The organism is Paenibacillus sp. SN-8-1 (assembly GCF_050995535.1).
Taxonomy (GTDB): Bacteria; Bacillota; Bacilli; order Paenibacillales; family Paenibacillaceae; genus Fontibacillus.
Window position 1 is genome coordinate 1,504,330 of record NZ_CP194782.1, and the last position, 14,132, is coordinate 1,518,461.

Consider the following 14,132-nt stretch of genomic DNA (forward strand, 5'->3'; position numbering starts at 1 on the left):
TGTCAGTCATGTACAGGCTGCTCATAATGTTCAAGCATGCCGGTTAGGACCTCGACCATTCTAAGCTTAAGACTTGCAGGTTCGAGTATGCGGATTGCCCTGCCGTAAGATAATAAGAAATAGGGCGCGAAGGTCTGAATGGATTCCTCGGTCAATCTGAACAGAATTTCTCCGTTTTCAGAGCTGACAAGGGTATGGGAGAATAACCAGTGCCTGCTAAGTTCATTCAGCGCTTCTTCCTGCCCGGATATCCTTACCTCGATCAGGTCGGACTCTTCCCCGGATCCGGGCAGCAAAGAGCTCATAAAGAAATCGCTGGCAGAGAAGGCTTCTGGTGGCGTAAAGTTAAGCTCCGTGACCGACATCGCCTGTATCCTGTCCACGCGGAAGCTCCGGATTTCCCTTCGTTGATGACAGTAGCCGACGACGTACCAGTTCCCTTTCCATTGTACAAGCCCATAGGGATCAAGAAGACGCTCTGCAGCTGCCGTAAGACTTCTTTTGGCATAAGTCATGCTAAGGGTTAGACCTTCCGCCGCACATTTACTAAGCAATTGAAGATGATCCTCTATCTTCTCTGATGAAGGTGTGATGACCCCGATCCGGTTCTCATGGAGCATGACTTGCTGAAGCTGCTGGGGCCCGATATAAGTTTTCAGCTTGGAGATTGCCCGGTTCAGATGATCTGGAAATGGATACCCGGCCTCCTGAGCGAACTGTGCGGCCTGAACGAGACTCTTTTGCTCGTCTGAGTCAAAGAGCAGCGGCGCAGACTGGAAATGTTCCATGAGGCGGTACCCGCCATTATGCCCAGATTCCGCCATTATGGGAACTCCGCTGGCACACAGCGAATCGATGTACCTGTAGACCGAACGCACACTGATCTCCAGTTCCTCTGCAAGTTCACGAGCCGTGATACTTCTGCGGGTCTGGAGAATCCATAGTATCGACATCATGTAATCCGCTTTGGCCATTTAAGGAATCACCTTCTTTACTGTGATAAATGCACACGCTTACTTTCTGGGTATATAATATAATATAGATGTAACTCCAAAGATAGGGGGAGTATATATGAAAGTCAGAGATTTCATGATTACAAGTCCAGTTACGGTGAGTAGTACAACAACCCTGCGGGAATTGCTTCAAAAGCTGGTTGATAAACGAATAGGCGGTGCTCCTGTCGTGAGCGACAGCAATAAGCTGCTTGGGATGATTAGTGATGGAGATGTAATCCGCTACCTTAAGCCAAGTACAGGCCGCGTTTATGATTTCTTCAGTTATGTAATCCAGACGGAGACAGAAACCTTGGACAGCTCCGTGATGAATAAGCTTGAGACTTCGGTTGGCCAGGTTATGGTCAGCAAAAATTTATACACCGTATCACCGGACGATCCTTTGGAAAGAGCCATTGAGATACTGGGTAAGCATCACTTTAAGAAAATCCCTGTTGTAGATGCCGAGGGTACTATCGTGGGCGTGATTAGCCGGGGAGATGTGATTCGCCAGCTGGTGAATTCATTTGTGCTGAACCCGTAAATATATCTTAAATCTGAAAATACAAAAAGACCTCGGCACCTTATTTGGTGCCAAGGTCTTTCTTTGTAATTGCTGCCTCCGGGCATAGGCCGGCTCTTATTAAGAGCCTAGCTCCGCTCCAGAATGGTATTAAGGGTCGTCCGGTCCAGTCCCCGTACCAGCTTGATTAACAGCTCCTTGGCTGCCGCATAATCGTCGGTATGAAGAATGGATGACGAGGTGTGAATATAGCGTGAGCAGACTCCAATAACTGTGGAAGGTACACCAATTCCGCTCAAATGGACCTGCCCGGCATCCGTGCCGCCTGGGGATACGAAATATTGGTATTTGATTTTGTGGGTGTCCGCAGTGTCCTGTACATATTCAACCAAGCCTCGATGCGTCAGCATGGTAGGGTCAAGGATACGAAGCAGCGCTCCTTCGCCCAGCTGGCCGAATTGCCGTTTGTCTCCAGTCATATCATTCGCGGCACTTGCATCCAGCCCGAAGAAGATATCCGGCTGAATCAGATTCGCCGAGGTTCGTGCTCCCCGGAGCCCCAGCTCTTCTTGCACCGTAGCTCCTGCATACAGAATATTAGGAAGCTTCTCCTTGTGAAGAGCTTCCATTAGCTCAATGGCGAGCCCCACACCATAACGGTTATCCCAAGCTTTCGCCATAATCTTCTTCGGGTTGGCCAGAGGAGTGAACTCACAGATCGGCACGATCTGCAGTCCAGGACGAACCCCGAAGCTCTCGGCTTCTTCTTTACTGTCCGCACCAATATCCAGATACATGGTTTTGAGGTCTACTGGCTTGCTTCGCAGAGCGTCATCCAGCAGGTGGGTCGGTATAGAGCCGACTACCCCGACTATTCGTCCTTCAGGTGTAATAATTTGCAGCCGCTGAGCAAGAACGGCCTGGCTCCACCAGCCGCCGAGGGGCTGGAAGCTGACCATCCCGTTAGGACTGATGCCAGTAACCATAAAACCTACTTCATCCATATGTCCTGCCACCATGACTTTAGGTCCTTGTTCATCACCGCGGAGGACGCCGAATAGACTGCCCAGGCGATCCTGTACGAATTCTCCGGTATAGGAAGAGAGCCGCTCTTTCACGAAGCTGCGAAGCTCCCGCTCAAAGCCAGGCGCTGAAGGAAATTCAGTCAAGGTGCGAAATAGCTCAAGTGTGTTCTCATTCATATGATGTGCTCCCCTTTCATTCAATAATTCTAGTATGAACTACGATTTAGGCCTTGTCGAGTTGATGAGCATAAGGTCAACAGACATGCACAGAACCCTTCCGGAAGCATACGATGTGTGGAAGGTCTCGCTTGGAGGGAGTCAAATGACAATTGTACAGTTGAAAAAGCTGCTCATGATTTGCCTGCTGTTCATTTTGCTTGTCATCGTGCTCTATTTTTTTGAGAGACAGTCCCACCTGCTGCTCATGTACTGAACAGTCTCCGGCCGGAGGCTGTTTTTCTTTTTATTCTAGTCTTGGCATATGGATGATTTACCAATCATAACAAACCACACACTGACAAATAATGATGGGGACGAATTGCTGCGAACAAAGGCGGATGATAAGGAGGAAGCAGGTTGGCTGAACAGATTCATACAGAAGCAGGCGCCTCATCAGCTTCGAATTCAAATAAGACGAGCCTTGAAGAATACAAGCAAATCGCCAAAAAGCATGAGCCTCCGAGGAAAATTGCGGCGAATTGTATAAAAGCCTTCTTGGTCGGCGGATTAATATGTCTAGTTGGACAAGGAGTGCAGCAGTTTTTTATTTCCATATTCCATATTCCATATGGATACCAGGGAAGCCAGCAATCCGACCGTAGCTGTCATGATTCTAATCTCAGTGATCTTAACGAGTCTCGGTGTATATGACAAAATCGCCCAGTGGGCCGGAGCAGGGTCTGCTGTACCTGTAACTGGATTTGCCAACTCTATGTGCTCCTCCGCGCTGGAGCATCGGTCCGAGGGTCTCGTGTTAGGTGTGGGGGCGAACATGTTCAAATTGGCTGGCTCAGTGATCGTATTCGGTGTAGTTACCGCGTTTCTAATCGGCTTGGTCCATGTCATATTCGGGATTGATGGCGTGCATTAACAATTAATGAAGGGGACATGATCAAATGATATTTCTCTGGGCATTTATTATCGGAGGTTTATTTTGTGTAGTGGGCCAGCTTATGTTTGACCTGTTTAAGCTTACACCGGCCCATACGATGAGTACACTCGTGGTCATTGGGGCCCTGATGGATGCGTTTGGCTGGTATGAGCCTTTAATCAAATTTGCAGGTGCCGGAGCTTCGGTTCCAATTACCAGCTTTGGAAATGCGCTTGTGCATGGGGCAATGACAGAACTCAAAAAGGATGGCTGGATCGGGATAGTCACAGGGATATTTGAAGTGACAAGCGCAGGGATTTCTTCCGCGATTATATTCTCGTTCTTCGCCGCATTATTTGTTCGTCCCAAAGGATAACATACAGGTTCAAATTTGACACCGGTCACGATAGACCGGTGTTTTTGGCATGCCCGGCAAAGTTTTGGAACTTAATCCAATTAGTTTTGGAAAGCAGTGGAGCTATACGCAGGCCTATTTCATCATGTACAATAGGAAGATATATACAGGCTTAATGTAAATTGTATGGACGAACATTTTTTGATGAGGAGGAAGTCGGCATGACGTTGATGAGAGAATCGGGGCAAGTAGTTACAGCTATCAGATCAAATCTGGAATCATGTATATTAGGTAAATCCTTTGAGATAAAGCTATTGTTGACTTCACTTCTTGCCGGGGGGCATGTCTTGATTGAAGATGTCCCAGGGACGGGCAAAACCCAGCTGATCAAGGCTCTGGCCAGATCCATGAACGGCGAATACCGGAGAATCCAGTGCAATCCCGATATATTGCCAAGTGATATTACGGGGGTATCCATATTTCATCCCCATGAGGAACGCTTTGTATTTCGGCCTGGTCCTGTTATGACCAATATTCTACTTGCCGATGAGATTAACCGGGCAACCACCAAGACACAGTCCGCCCTGCTTGAGGTTATGGAAGAACGCAATGTGACGGTAGATGGAGTGACCTACGGGCTGCCGAGTCCCTTTATGTTATGCGCTACACAGAATCCGATTGATTTCGAAGGGACTTATATGCTTCCCGAGGCACAGCTGGACCGGTTCATGATGAAGCTTCGTATGGGTTATCCCGATGAGAATACCGAGAGAGCCATGCTGTACTCCCACCAGAAGGGACAGCCAGTGGATCAGCTTGAGCCTGTGACTCAAATGGATGAAATTGCCCGAATTCAAGAGGAAGTTCGGCATGTACATATTGATGACGCGGTGCTGAATTATCTGCTGGAGGTTGTTCGTCGTACGCGGGAACATGAAGGTGTATTGCTTGGTGCCAGCCCAAGGGCAGCTCTCGCTTTTCTTAATGCGGTGAAAGCGCATGCATTTGTGAATGAACGAAGCTACGTGCTTCCTGATGATATTAAGACCCTGTCTCCCTATGTGCTTGGTCACCGGATTCTAATCAGACCGGAAGCAAGGCTCGACAGTCTGAACGCAGACACTGTGTTGCAGAACATTCTTAGACAAGTCTACGTCCCGGTTTCTGTGGAGCGATAAGCTTGTGAATCGAAGCTTGTCGGCTTTAAAGGGAGGATCAGGGATGAAGCGATTATGGAGACCGGTATTGTTGTGGTTCGTTTGTCTGATGTATACCGTGTATCAAGGCGGTAAGATCTCCATCATGCTGCTGATGATGGCAACTATCCTCATGATCTATTGGGTTCTTTGCAGCCGGATCGGTCTGAGGAAGTTGAGCGGAACAAGGACGCTGTCCATGGACAGCGGAATGGGAGGCCTGATGCAGGCGGGAGATCAAGTGCATGTTAAGCTGAACCTGGAGCATAGCGGCTGGGCGCCGCATCCATTCGTAATTGTGCGCGAGATTTTACAGCGGCACAGTGGCGGTTCCTGGGCTTTTGAAGAAAGTGTAATTCCCAGATTTCGCTCAGGGGTACAGATTTCATTCCAGACACCGCCTCTGGAGCGGGGCAGGTATTCATTTGCGGAGACGGAATGCAGTGCAGAGGATATCTTTGGTCTCATCAAGCATACTCGCACGTTTGATTTTAAAGGTGATTTCTACGTGCTGCCGAGGACCGTATTTATTCCTTATTGGCATTTAACCGACCGTAATTCCCGGTTTGCAGGTCCCGAGAACGCCCAGTCGCTGTCCCGGCGTGAGACGACCCAGATTAATGGAGTAAGGGAATACGTATACGGGGATAGGTTGTCCAGAATTCACTGGAATGCTACAGCGAAGACGGGAAGCTGGAAGTCCAAGGAATTTGAGCATGAATCCCTTCCCAAGACTGTACTGGTGCTGGATGCCACTCAGAGCAGTTATCTGGACCCGGCGGATTTCGAGCTTGCTGTATCTACGGTGGCCTCCTTGCTGGATTACAGTGCTAGAGAGCGCATAAGCATTGGAATGTGTACATTGGGCAGCAGCTTTAAGGGATTTCTTCCTATGAATAATGCTGCCGATCGGCAGCGGATGGTGCAGCATTTGGTGGACATCAAGGCGGATGGCCAAGGCAATCTGAAGGATAGACTGGCAGGCAAGAAGGAGTTGTTTGCATCTGGTACATTCTTTGTGCTTATTAGTTCCCGGAAGGATAAAGAAATACTGGAGACCTTGCAGTGGGCGAAGTCCAACCAAATGTCCCCCTATCATATATTTATCGGCGAAGCGCCGCAGGACGGGCGTTTCTTTATCTCTCTAAGTCAACAAGGGTTGCGAGGGATTGTTGTCCCTTCTCTTCAGGAGCTTCCTGTATCCATGAGAGGAGGCCGTTATGATTAACAGGTTAGGCAGAGTTCAGTATTCCTGGTATTTTATTTTTTGTATTATTTGGGTCATGATTATGGCTGTCCAGTGGATCAATTTCGTCAAGCCAATCTGGTACGACGAGACTTCAGTGCTTGTTCTGGATGTACTGATTGCTGCGGGCGCGGCTGAGATCGTGCTGCCTTTTAACAGATGGCTCAAGTGGACCGTTAAAGTTATAGTCATCGCTATTATTCACTATTCTGTCTTATCTTCCTATCATGTTTTCTTTGCAGATGGACCTTTGTTACCCAATGGATTCATTCAGTTCATGAAAAGCCTGGATCCTTATATCTGGTTTTCTCTACCGGCATGGGGCTTGTTCGAGCTTGCGATCCGCCTTGCGGTTTATCGCGGATTTATCCTTCTTTTTACAGGGATGAATATTGTGACATTCGCTATTTTGGACTCGTTCACCATCTACTATTTGTGGACTCAGGTTGCATGGACGGTCTTCGCCGGACTTGGATGGCTGGTCAGCTTTCACTTCCGCAGGTATCAGATTAAATACCCTCAGGGCTGGGGCCATTTACGGCTGTATCCATTTAGAGTCTTTGTAAATATTGTGGTGGTATTCTGCTGTGTTCTGCTGCTTGGGATCAGTATGCCTGAGGTATCTCCGCTTCTGACTGATCCATACTCAGCTTGGCAGAACATGAAGGAGAACAAGTATGGGAAGTCGGAGGAAGCAGATAAGAAGCAGGAGCAGTCCGCTTCAGGATATAGTAGGGACGACTCCAACCTTGGAAGCGGGTTCAATTTTGATTACAGTACCGTCATGACGATTACTTCTCCTAAGGCTGCCTATTGGCGAGGGGAGACCAAAGACGTCTATACAGGCACCGGCTGGAGCCGTAATGATGACCAGGCCAATGATCCTGTTGATGTTCTGGATCAGTCTGTGCAGAACAACAAGCTGGGAAAGAATGTGAAGACCGAGCAGGTAGAGCAGATGATTGTGATGAACAGTAAGCGAAGCTACCCTGTGCTGTTCGGAGCCTACTCGATCTCCAAGATCACACTGATGAATGATGAGGAGAAAGCTAAAGACCCACTCGCAAAATGGTATCCAGCAGACAGATCTGTGAAATGGGACGGCTTTGGCAATAATCCGAAGAAGGCCGGATATCCTTCCATTTACAAAGTGGTGTCAGAGATGCCCGTTATTCCGCTGGAAGAGCTGCGCAGCGCAACCTATGACAAGCTTTACCGTAACGGGTTCGAGAGTAAATATCTTCAGCTAGATTCCGACTTCCCGGACAGTGTGACGCAGCTCGCAGAGAAGGTTACGGCGAAAGGGAAAACCCCCTATGACAAAATGGTGCTGCTGCAGGATTACCTCAAAAATACCTACACGTACACCAACACGCCGGACCTGTCCCGCAAAGTCCATAAGGACTTGGTGGAGAGCTTCTTGTTCGATATCAAAGAAGGGTATTGCGACTATTTCTCCACCTCAATGGTGACTATGGCCCGTTCGATCGGAATCCCCGCCAGATGGGTCAAAGGATTTTCCACGGGACATCAGGAATACCTAGGCCCGGAGAATCTGACCAGTGAACCCACGGGTCCTTATATAGTAACCAATGCGGATGCCCATTCCTGGGCTGAAGTGTATTTTGGAGAAGATTATGGCTGGGTTACCTTTGAGGCAACTCCGGGTTTTGACGCCCCAATGAATGTGACTGACGATGAAGCAGTTAACACCCCGGCAAAGCCGGCTTCGGCAGAACCTGAAGATGTTGATTCAGAAGACGTGTCTAAACATGAGACAAAGGGCACTCTAGCCCGCCTAATCCTATTCGTAGCGGCTGGCATTCTGCTAATTCTGGGTGGATATCTTCTATGGAGATACCGCAGCGCGCTTCACTTTGTCTATCTGCGTGTGCGAAAAGGACGTGAACTGACATCCGGAGAAAAGGTTGTGGTCGAGACCGGCCGCTGGCTGAGCTTCATGAGAAGACGGGGCTTCACAAGAGAAGATCATGAGACCCTACGCGAAGCGGTTAACCGGTGGAAGAACGACGCTCCTGATATGGCCCCGCCATTTGATGAACTGCTGCTGCAATTTGAGAAGGCCAAGTACAGCCCGCATGCCGTCTCGGAGCAGGATTGGAGAGCCCTTCGGGTGACGCTGCAGAATATAAGCAGAACTTTGAAAAAGTCATATTCGCGTTAGTGGAATCATCTAATTACAATGCCTTGGGAAGCAGCATTCCCAGGGCGTTTCTTTTTTACTATAAAGAAAGATTATGGTATAGTTTGTCGTAGAAACCGAGGTGACGTCATTTGTTTGAGAAGTTGATGCCCAAACTGCGGGTGAATACGGTGTTTGATATTGATCTGGAAGGACTTTACGCTTCAGGCTACCGGGCCATCATTACGGACCTGGATAATACGCTTGTAGGTGCGAAGGAACCTTCAGCAACACCCATCCTTGTAGAATGGTTTGAAAAAGTAAAGCAGCATGGTTTTAAACTTGTGATCGTGTCAAACAATAATTTGGGAAGGGTGTCGACATTCGCCACCCCTTTAAATATTGAATTCATTCACAAAGCCAGGAAGCCATCTAACATACCTTTTCATAAGGCCTTGGGCCTGCTCGGATTTAAGCCGAGTGAGACAATTGTGGTCGGGGATCAGCTCCTTACCGATGTCTATGGAGGGAACCGCATGGGTCTGTATACGGTGCTCGTTCAGCCGATTGCGCTTGAAGATGAGGGCTTCGTCACCCGGTTCAATCGCCGGGTAGAGCGTATTGTACAGAGGCGTTTACGTAAAGTTGGAGTATGGACCGAGGAGGACAAGAACTAATGACAGAAGGACCGCTTATCCCGGAAGGGAGAAAGTGCAGCGGATGCGGCGTGAAGCTGCAGAATGAAGATGTGAACAGACCCGGTTATCTTCCAATCCAGGCATTGGAACGCGAACCGGTCATTTGCCAGCGCTGCTTCAGAATCAAGAACTATAATGAATCCTCATCTGTAACGGTGGAGCAGGATGAGTTCCTGCGTCTGCTAAGTCAGATTGGGGAGAAGGATGCGCTTGTCATCCACATCGTGGATATCTTTGATTTTGAAGGCAGTGTAATTGGCGGCTTGCAGCGATTCGTGGGTGCTAACCCCGTGCTGCTCGCAGTGAACAAGATTGACCTGCTGCCCAAGGTAACCAATTGGAACAAGCTGCTGAACTGGGTACAGAAGCAGGCGAAGGAGCTCGGGCTGAGGACTCAGGATATCATCTTCTGCAGTGCCAAGCAGAACAAGGGATTTGATCGTCTCCTAGAAGCAGTGGAGCAGTATCGAGGCGATCGGGATGTCTACGTCGTGGGAGCTACCAATGTAGGTAAATCCACACTGATCAACCGCTTGATTCGCGATTATAGTGATCTGGATCAGGAGCTGACCACCTCACGTTATCCAGGTACGACCTTGGATATGGTTAATATTCCGCTGGATGACGGACAGTATATCATTGATACGCCAGGGATTATGTACCCTTCACGCTATAGTGAACTCGTTGGACCAAGCGATTTGTCCGTGATTATGGCTGACAAGCCGCTTAAGCCAATCGTCTATCAGCTTAATGAGGGACAGACGCTCTATTTCGGGGGATTTGGCCGATTTGATTTTATTCAAGGGGACCATCAATCCTTCACCTGCTTTGTCAGCGGCAAGATGCCGATTCACCGGACCAAGCTTGAGAGAGCGGATGAGTTGTTCGAGAAGCATGCAGGCGAAATGCTGTCTCCTCCGAACCGTGACGAGATCAGCAAGCTGCCGGATTGGACAAGACATGAATTTAGGATTCCGCGCGGAAGCCGGAGCGACATATTCATTTCTGGACTGGGCTGGATCAAGATTAATGGGGAGTCAGGTGCGGTGGTAGCCGTACATGTGCCGAAAGGGATTAAGGTGCTGCTGCGTCCATCCTTGATCTAAAATAAGCAATGTTATATGGAATGAACTTTAGAGTTAGTCCATATAAGTGGGGGAGGTTGCCTTATGGGCAAGGAGATCAGTTATACTTCAACAGGACCGCTGTTATTAGGTGTAATGGGAGATCCTATAGCGCATTCTAAGTCTCCTGTCATGCATGAAGCGGCTCTGCGCGCCGTTTCTTTGCCAGGAAGCTATGTACCACTGCATGTGAAGTCAGATCGTTTGACTCAGGCGATTGAGGGAGTCAGAGCGCTTGGGTTTCGCGGGGTGAATGTAACGGTACCGCATAAAGTGAACGTGATGGACCTGCTTGATGAACTGGATGAAGGGGCGCGTCTAATCGGTGCGGTGAATACCATTGTCAATCATAACGGTGTACTAACCGGTTATAATACAGACGGAATTGGCTATGTTCGGTCCTTGAAGGAAGAGGCTGTGCCTGATTTGAAGGGGAAGACCATACTTGTCCTTGGAGCGGGAGGAGCAGCAAGAGGCATTATCTACGCTCTTCTTCAAGAGTCACCTGCTCAGATCATAGTTGCGAACCGAACACCTGACAAAGCGAAGCAGCTAGCCGGGGAGTGGTCCGGGCTTGGGCATTTGACGGGATGCGGGAATGAGGACATTGAAGCAGCGGTGAAGAATGCGGATGTACTGATCAACACAACCTCTGTCGGCATGCATCCGGCCGTAAGCGATATTCCGATGAATCCGGACTGGATTCCGGAAGGGATAGTCGTAAGTGATCTTATCTATAATCCTCTGCAGACCGAACTGCTTCGTCAGGCTGAGGCCAGGGGCTGCCGCACACACAGCGGACTAGGCATGTTTATCTATCAAGGAGCGTATGCTTTTGAATATTGGACAGGTCTCTCGGCTCCGGTGGATACGATGCGTAAAACCGTGCTTCGCAGCTTACAGGGTAACATTAAATAAAGAAAATGAATATTGGCCTACAGTTACGGCCATCTAAGGAGTTAGAACAATACATGCTTACAGGCAAACAAAAACGTTATTTGCGCAGTCTAGCGCACCATCTGCAGCCTATATTCCAGGTAGGAAAAGGCGGCACAAATGAACAAATTATCCGTCATATAACCGATGCGATTGAGACCCGGGAGCTGATCAAGCTATCCGTTCTTAATAATTGTCTGGATGACCCGAAGCAAATCGGAGAAGAGCTGGCGGCCGATTCTGGTGCTGAGCTGGTGCAGGTAATCGGCAGAACCATCGTGCTCTATAAGGAATCACGCGAGAATAAACAAATCGAGCTTCCCAAGAATTAATGCGAAAAGGATGGTTAGATCATGAGAAAAATCGGAATTATGGGCGGAGCGTTCGATCCGATTCATGTCGGCCATCTGCTCGTTGCGGAGGCAGCCAGGGACCAGTTCGGACTTGAGGAGGTCTGGTTCATGCCCTCACATCTTGCCCCGCATAAGCGGCAGGCCGGTGTGAGCGGGCAGATGAGGCTTGAGATGGTTACCGAAGCGATCGCGGGCAACCCGGCCTTCAAGCCGCTGGATATCGAACTTGTACGAGGCGGGATTTCCTACACGATCGATACCATGAAAGAGCTCAAGGGGCTTCATCCGGATATCGAGTTTTATTTCATTATCGGTGCGGATATGATTAACTACCTTCCAAAGTGGGAAGGCATTGAAGACCTGGTGAACATGGTCAAATTCATCGGCCTGCAGAGACCGGGAAGTATGCTTGATCTGGATACGCTGCCTCAATTTATTGAAGATGCCGTTCTTCTTGCAGAGATGCCGCTTGTGGATATTTCCTCCAGTCTAATCCGTAGACGAATGGCCAAAGGGCAGTCGATTCGCTATATGGTACCTGAAAGTGTATACGAATACATGATAAGGAGCGGGATCTATGCGGTACAGCCGGGATGAATTAATCAAGGCGGTATCCGGTCAAATGCCGGAGAAGCGCTGGAAGCATACGGAAGGGGTCATGAAATCCGCTGTTGAACTTGCGGAGCGGTATGGGGCAGATCCGCAGAAGGCGGATCTGGCGGCGCTTATGCATGATGTGGCCAAATTCTGGCCTATTGACCAGCAGGAGCAGGTTATTCGCGAGAATCATTTGAACCAGGATTTGCTCGGAAATGACAAGCAGCTGTGGCATGCTGAGGTTGGAGCATTTGTTGCCAAGCGGGATTATGGGATTGAAGATGAAGAGATTCTGAATGCGATTCGCTATCATACTTCAGGCCGGATTGGTATGACAATGCTTGACAAGGTCATTTGTCTGGCTGATTATATCGAACCCGGGAGGGATTATCCCGGTGTGAATAATATAAGAGAACTGGCAAATCATAGCCTTGAAGAAGGGCTGATCGCCGGGCTGGATTCAACGATCCATTTTCTTCTGGAGAAAAGAAAGGTGATCTATCCGCTTACCGTTCTTTCGCGCAATGATCTGATTCGGCAACTAAAGTGAAGATTAGATACTAAGCTCACTATACAATTAGGAGGTAAATGAATGACAGTAAGTCCAAATGAACTGCTTAACATAACTATAGAGGCCGCTGATGACAAGAAAGCAGCCAACATCGTAGCTCTGGATTTGAAGGGAATCTCCCTGATCGCAGACTATTTCGTCATTTGCCACGGGAATTCGGATACCCAGGTTCAATCCATTGCAACAGAGATCCGCAAACGCGCTCAAGAAGCGGGAGTAACGATTCGTGGGATTGAGGGCATGGATTCTGCCCGCTGGGTGTTAATGGATCTTGGTGATGTGGTCGTACACATTTTCCACCGTGACGAACGTGAATATTACAATATAGAGCGTCTGTGGTCAGATGCTAAAGTGGTGGAGACGGTATGAGTCTGATTGCGGGTACGATTGTCTCTCTGATGATTGACAGGGAGGTCTCGCCCTACGGTTTCTTTCTAAGTTATGGTTCTGAGGATGTTCTACTGCATTATACGGAGCTGACCCGCAACGTTGAGCCCGGTGATACCGTTGAAGTATTCCTGTTCTATGATACAGAGGATCGGCTTGCGGCCACAATGAAGAAGCCTTACCTGACACTTGGAGAACTGGCTCTGCTTGAAGTTGCCGATGTGCATCCAAGGCTTGGATGCTTTCTGGAAATGGGACTCGGCCGGCAGCTGCTGCTGCCTATTAGGGAGCTGCCTGAATTTAAGGAGCTTCATCCGCAGGTAGGAGATCATGTCTACGTAATTATGGAGCATGACAAACAAGGAAGGCTCAAAGCGAAGCTGGCAGGTGAACAGGAGCTTGCTCCGCTGGCTTTTCACGCTCCTACGACTTGGAATAATCAATGGCTGGAAGCTATAGTGTACAAGCCCCTGCAAATGGGTACGTTCGTCGTTGTTCAGGGCGGTGTTCTTGGATTTGGTGCGATTGGAATGATCCACTCCACCGAACGCAGCAGGTTGCTGCGCCTAGGTGAGCGTGTGAACGTGCGTGTGGCTCATATTCGGGAGGATGGACGAGTGAATCTGTCTATGGCCCCGCGCAAGGAAATCGGCCGCAATGAGGATGCCGACAAGATATTCGAATACCTGGAGAGTCGCCCAGGCGGTGGCATGCCTTACTCTGATGCCACCCCGCCTGATGTCATCAAGCAGCGTTTCGGGATAAGCAAGTCTGCATTCAAACGCGCCATGGGCAAGCTGATGAAGGAAGGAAAGATCCGTCAAGAAGAGAACTGGACTTATCTCATCAAGGAAACTCCAGCTAATGATATAAGTGACGGAGACGGACAAGCCTAA

General features: G+C 49.0%; 15 protein-coding genes and 1 pseudogene. 14 read left to right on the forward strand and 2 right to left on the reverse strand.

What is annotated here, in order from left to right; all coding sequences use genetic code 11:
- Positions 1-2: 2 nt before the first annotated feature.
- Positions 3-974: a helix-turn-helix transcriptional regulator gene (locus ACRRNK_RS06950; protein ID WP_433946037.1), complete on the reverse strand. Its 972-nt coding sequence runs from the start codon at positions 972-974 to the stop codon at positions 3-5.
- Positions 975-1,071: 97 nt separating this feature from the next.
- On the opposite strand from ACRRNK_RS06950, the gene ACRRNK_RS06955 reads away from it, so the two are divergent.
- Positions 1,072-1,536 carry a CBS domain-containing protein gene (locus ACRRNK_RS06955; protein ID WP_433946038.1) on the forward strand — a complete coding sequence of 155 codons (465 nt, stop codon included), beginning with the start codon at positions 1,072-1,074 and terminating at the stop codon, positions 1,534-1,536.
- 107 nt (positions 1,537-1,643) lie between these two features.
- Here the strand turns inward: ACRRNK_RS06955 and ACRRNK_RS06960 are convergent, their stop codons facing one another.
- The gene (locus ACRRNK_RS06960; protein WP_433946039.1) at positions 1,644-2,717 is read right to left on the reverse strand and encodes a M42 family metallopeptidase; all 1,074 of its coding nucleotides are present in this window, start codon (positions 2,715-2,717) and stop codon (positions 1,644-1,646) included.
- 411 nt (positions 2,718-3,128) lie between these two features.
- Between ACRRNK_RS06960 and spoVAC the strand changes: the two are divergent.
- The 13 genes and pseudogenes from spoVAC to ACRRNK_RS07025 all read left to right on the forward strand — a co-directional run bounded on the left by spoVAC (position 3,129) and on the right by ACRRNK_RS07025 (position 14,132).
- Positions 3,129-3,630: pseudogene (spoVAC, locus tag ACRRNK_RS06965) on the forward strand (stage V sporulation protein AC).
- Between the two features lie 25 nt (positions 3,631-3,655).
- The gene (gene spoVAE, locus ACRRNK_RS06970; protein ID WP_433946040.1) at positions 3,656-4,006 is read left to right on the forward strand and encodes a stage V sporulation protein AE; all 351 of its coding nucleotides are present in this window, start codon (positions 3,656-3,658) and stop codon (positions 4,004-4,006) included.
- A 200-nt stretch (positions 4,007-4,206) separates the two neighbouring features.
- Positions 4,207-5,163 (forward strand): AAA family ATPase, encoded by a 957-nt coding sequence (locus ACRRNK_RS06975; protein WP_433946041.1) that lies wholly within the window; start codon positions 4,207-4,209, stop codon positions 5,161-5,163.
- Positions 5,164-5,206: 43 nt separating this feature from the next.
- Positions 5,207-6,409: a DUF58 domain-containing protein gene (locus ACRRNK_RS06980; RefSeq protein WP_433946042.1), complete on the forward strand. Its 1,203-nt coding sequence runs from the start codon at positions 5,207-5,209 to the stop codon at positions 6,407-6,409.
- Entirely contained in the window at positions 6,402-8,612 is a 2,211-nt protein-coding gene (locus ACRRNK_RS06985; protein ID WP_433946043.1) for a DUF4129 domain-containing transglutaminase family protein, read from the forward strand. The genes ACRRNK_RS06980 and ACRRNK_RS06985 overlap by 8 nt, the downstream gene beginning before the upstream one ends.
- A 110-nt stretch (positions 8,613-8,722) precedes the next feature.
- On the forward strand, positions 8,723-9,247 hold the full coding sequence (locus tag ACRRNK_RS06990; protein ID WP_433946044.1) for a YqeG family HAD IIIA-type phosphatase: 525 nt from the start codon (positions 8,723-8,725) through the stop codon (positions 9,245-9,247).
- Complete coding sequence (gene yqeH, locus ACRRNK_RS06995) at positions 9,247-10,374, forward strand: ribosome biogenesis GTPase YqeH (protein ID WP_433946045.1); 1,128 nt, start codon at positions 9,247-9,249, stop codon at positions 10,372-10,374. Before ACRRNK_RS06990 ends, yqeH begins: the two co-directional genes overlap by 1 nt.
- Before the next feature lie 63 nt (positions 10,375-10,437).
- Complete coding sequence (locus tag ACRRNK_RS07000; RefSeq protein ID WP_433946046.1) at positions 10,438-11,310, forward strand: shikimate dehydrogenase; 873 nt, start codon at positions 10,438-10,440, stop codon at positions 11,308-11,310.
- Between the two features lie 53 nt (positions 11,311-11,363).
- Positions 11,364-11,660: a ribosome assembly RNA-binding protein YhbY gene (gene yhbY / locus ACRRNK_RS07005; RefSeq protein ID WP_433946047.1), complete on the forward strand. Its 297-nt coding sequence runs from the start codon at positions 11,364-11,366 to the stop codon at positions 11,658-11,660.
- Positions 11,661-11,681: 21 nt separating this feature from the next.
- Positions 11,682-12,278 (forward strand): nicotinate-nucleotide adenylyltransferase, encoded by a 597-nt coding sequence (locus ACRRNK_RS07010; RefSeq protein ID WP_433946048.1) that lies wholly within the window; start codon positions 11,682-11,684, stop codon positions 12,276-12,278.
- Positions 12,259-12,828 (forward strand): bis(5'-nucleosyl)-tetraphosphatase (symmetrical) YqeK, encoded by a 570-nt coding sequence (yqeK, locus tag ACRRNK_RS07015; RefSeq protein WP_433946049.1) that lies wholly within the window; start codon positions 12,259-12,261, stop codon positions 12,826-12,828. Before ACRRNK_RS07010 ends, yqeK begins: the two co-directional genes overlap by 20 nt.
- A gap of 42 nt (positions 12,829-12,870) precedes the next feature.
- A complete protein-coding gene (gene rsfS / locus ACRRNK_RS07020) occupies positions 12,871-13,218 on the forward strand; it encodes a ribosome silencing factor (RefSeq protein WP_433946050.1) in 348 nt (115 codons plus the stop codon).
- Positions 13,215-14,132 carry a CvfB family protein gene (locus ACRRNK_RS07025; RefSeq protein WP_433946051.1) on the forward strand — a complete coding sequence of 306 codons (918 nt, stop codon included), beginning with the start codon at positions 13,215-13,217 and terminating at the stop codon, positions 14,130-14,132. The genes rsfS and ACRRNK_RS07025 overlap by 4 nt, the downstream gene beginning before the upstream one ends.

What these genes read in the sequence shown, in the direction of transcription:
- ACRRNK_RS06950 (WP_433946037.1), bottom strand. Translation starts at nt 974, where the DNA reads ATGGCCAAAGCGGATTACATGATGTCGATACTATGGATTCTCCAGACC.
- ACRRNK_RS06955 (WP_433946038.1), top strand. Translation starts at nt 1,072, where the DNA reads ATGAAAGTCAGAGATTTCATGATTACAAGTCCAGTTACGGTGAGTAGT.
- ACRRNK_RS06960 (WP_433946039.1), bottom strand. Translation starts at nt 2,717, where the DNA reads ATGAATGAGAACACACTTGAGCTATTTCGCACCTTGACTGAATTTCCT.
- spoVAE (WP_433946040.1), top strand. Translation starts at nt 3,656, where the DNA reads ATGATATTTCTCTGGGCATTTATTATCGGAGGTTTATTTTGTGTAGTG.
- ACRRNK_RS06975 (WP_433946041.1), top strand. Translation starts at nt 4,207, where the DNA reads ATGACGTTGATGAGAGAATCGGGGCAAGTAGTTACAGCTATCAGATCA.
- ACRRNK_RS06980 (WP_433946042.1), top strand. Translation starts at nt 5,207, where the DNA reads ATGAAGCGATTATGGAGACCGGTATTGTTGTGGTTCGTTTGTCTGATG.
- ACRRNK_RS06985 (WP_433946043.1), top strand. Translation starts at nt 6,402, where the DNA reads ATGATTAACAGGTTAGGCAGAGTTCAGTATTCCTGGTATTTTATTTTT.
- yqeH (WP_433946045.1), top strand. Translation starts at nt 9,247, where the DNA reads ATGACAGAAGGACCGCTTATCCCGGAAGGGAGAAAGTGCAGCGGATGC.
- ACRRNK_RS07000 (WP_433946046.1), top strand. Translation starts at nt 10,438, where the DNA reads ATGGGCAAGGAGATCAGTTATACTTCAACAGGACCGCTGTTATTAGGT.
- yhbY (WP_433946047.1), top strand. Translation starts at nt 11,364, where the DNA reads ATGCTTACAGGCAAACAAAAACGTTATTTGCGCAGTCTAGCGCACCAT.
- ACRRNK_RS07010 (WP_433946048.1), top strand. Translation starts at nt 11,682, where the DNA reads ATGAGAAAAATCGGAATTATGGGCGGAGCGTTCGATCCGATTCATGTC.
- yqeK (WP_433946049.1), top strand. Translation starts at nt 12,259, where the DNA reads ATGCGGTACAGCCGGGATGAATTAATCAAGGCGGTATCCGGTCAAATG.
- rsfS (WP_433946050.1), top strand. Translation starts at nt 12,871, where the DNA reads ATGACAGTAAGTCCAAATGAACTGCTTAACATAACTATAGAGGCCGCT.
- ACRRNK_RS07025 (WP_433946051.1), top strand. Translation starts at nt 13,215, where the DNA reads ATGAGTCTGATTGCGGGTACGATTGTCTCTCTGATGATTGACAGGGAG.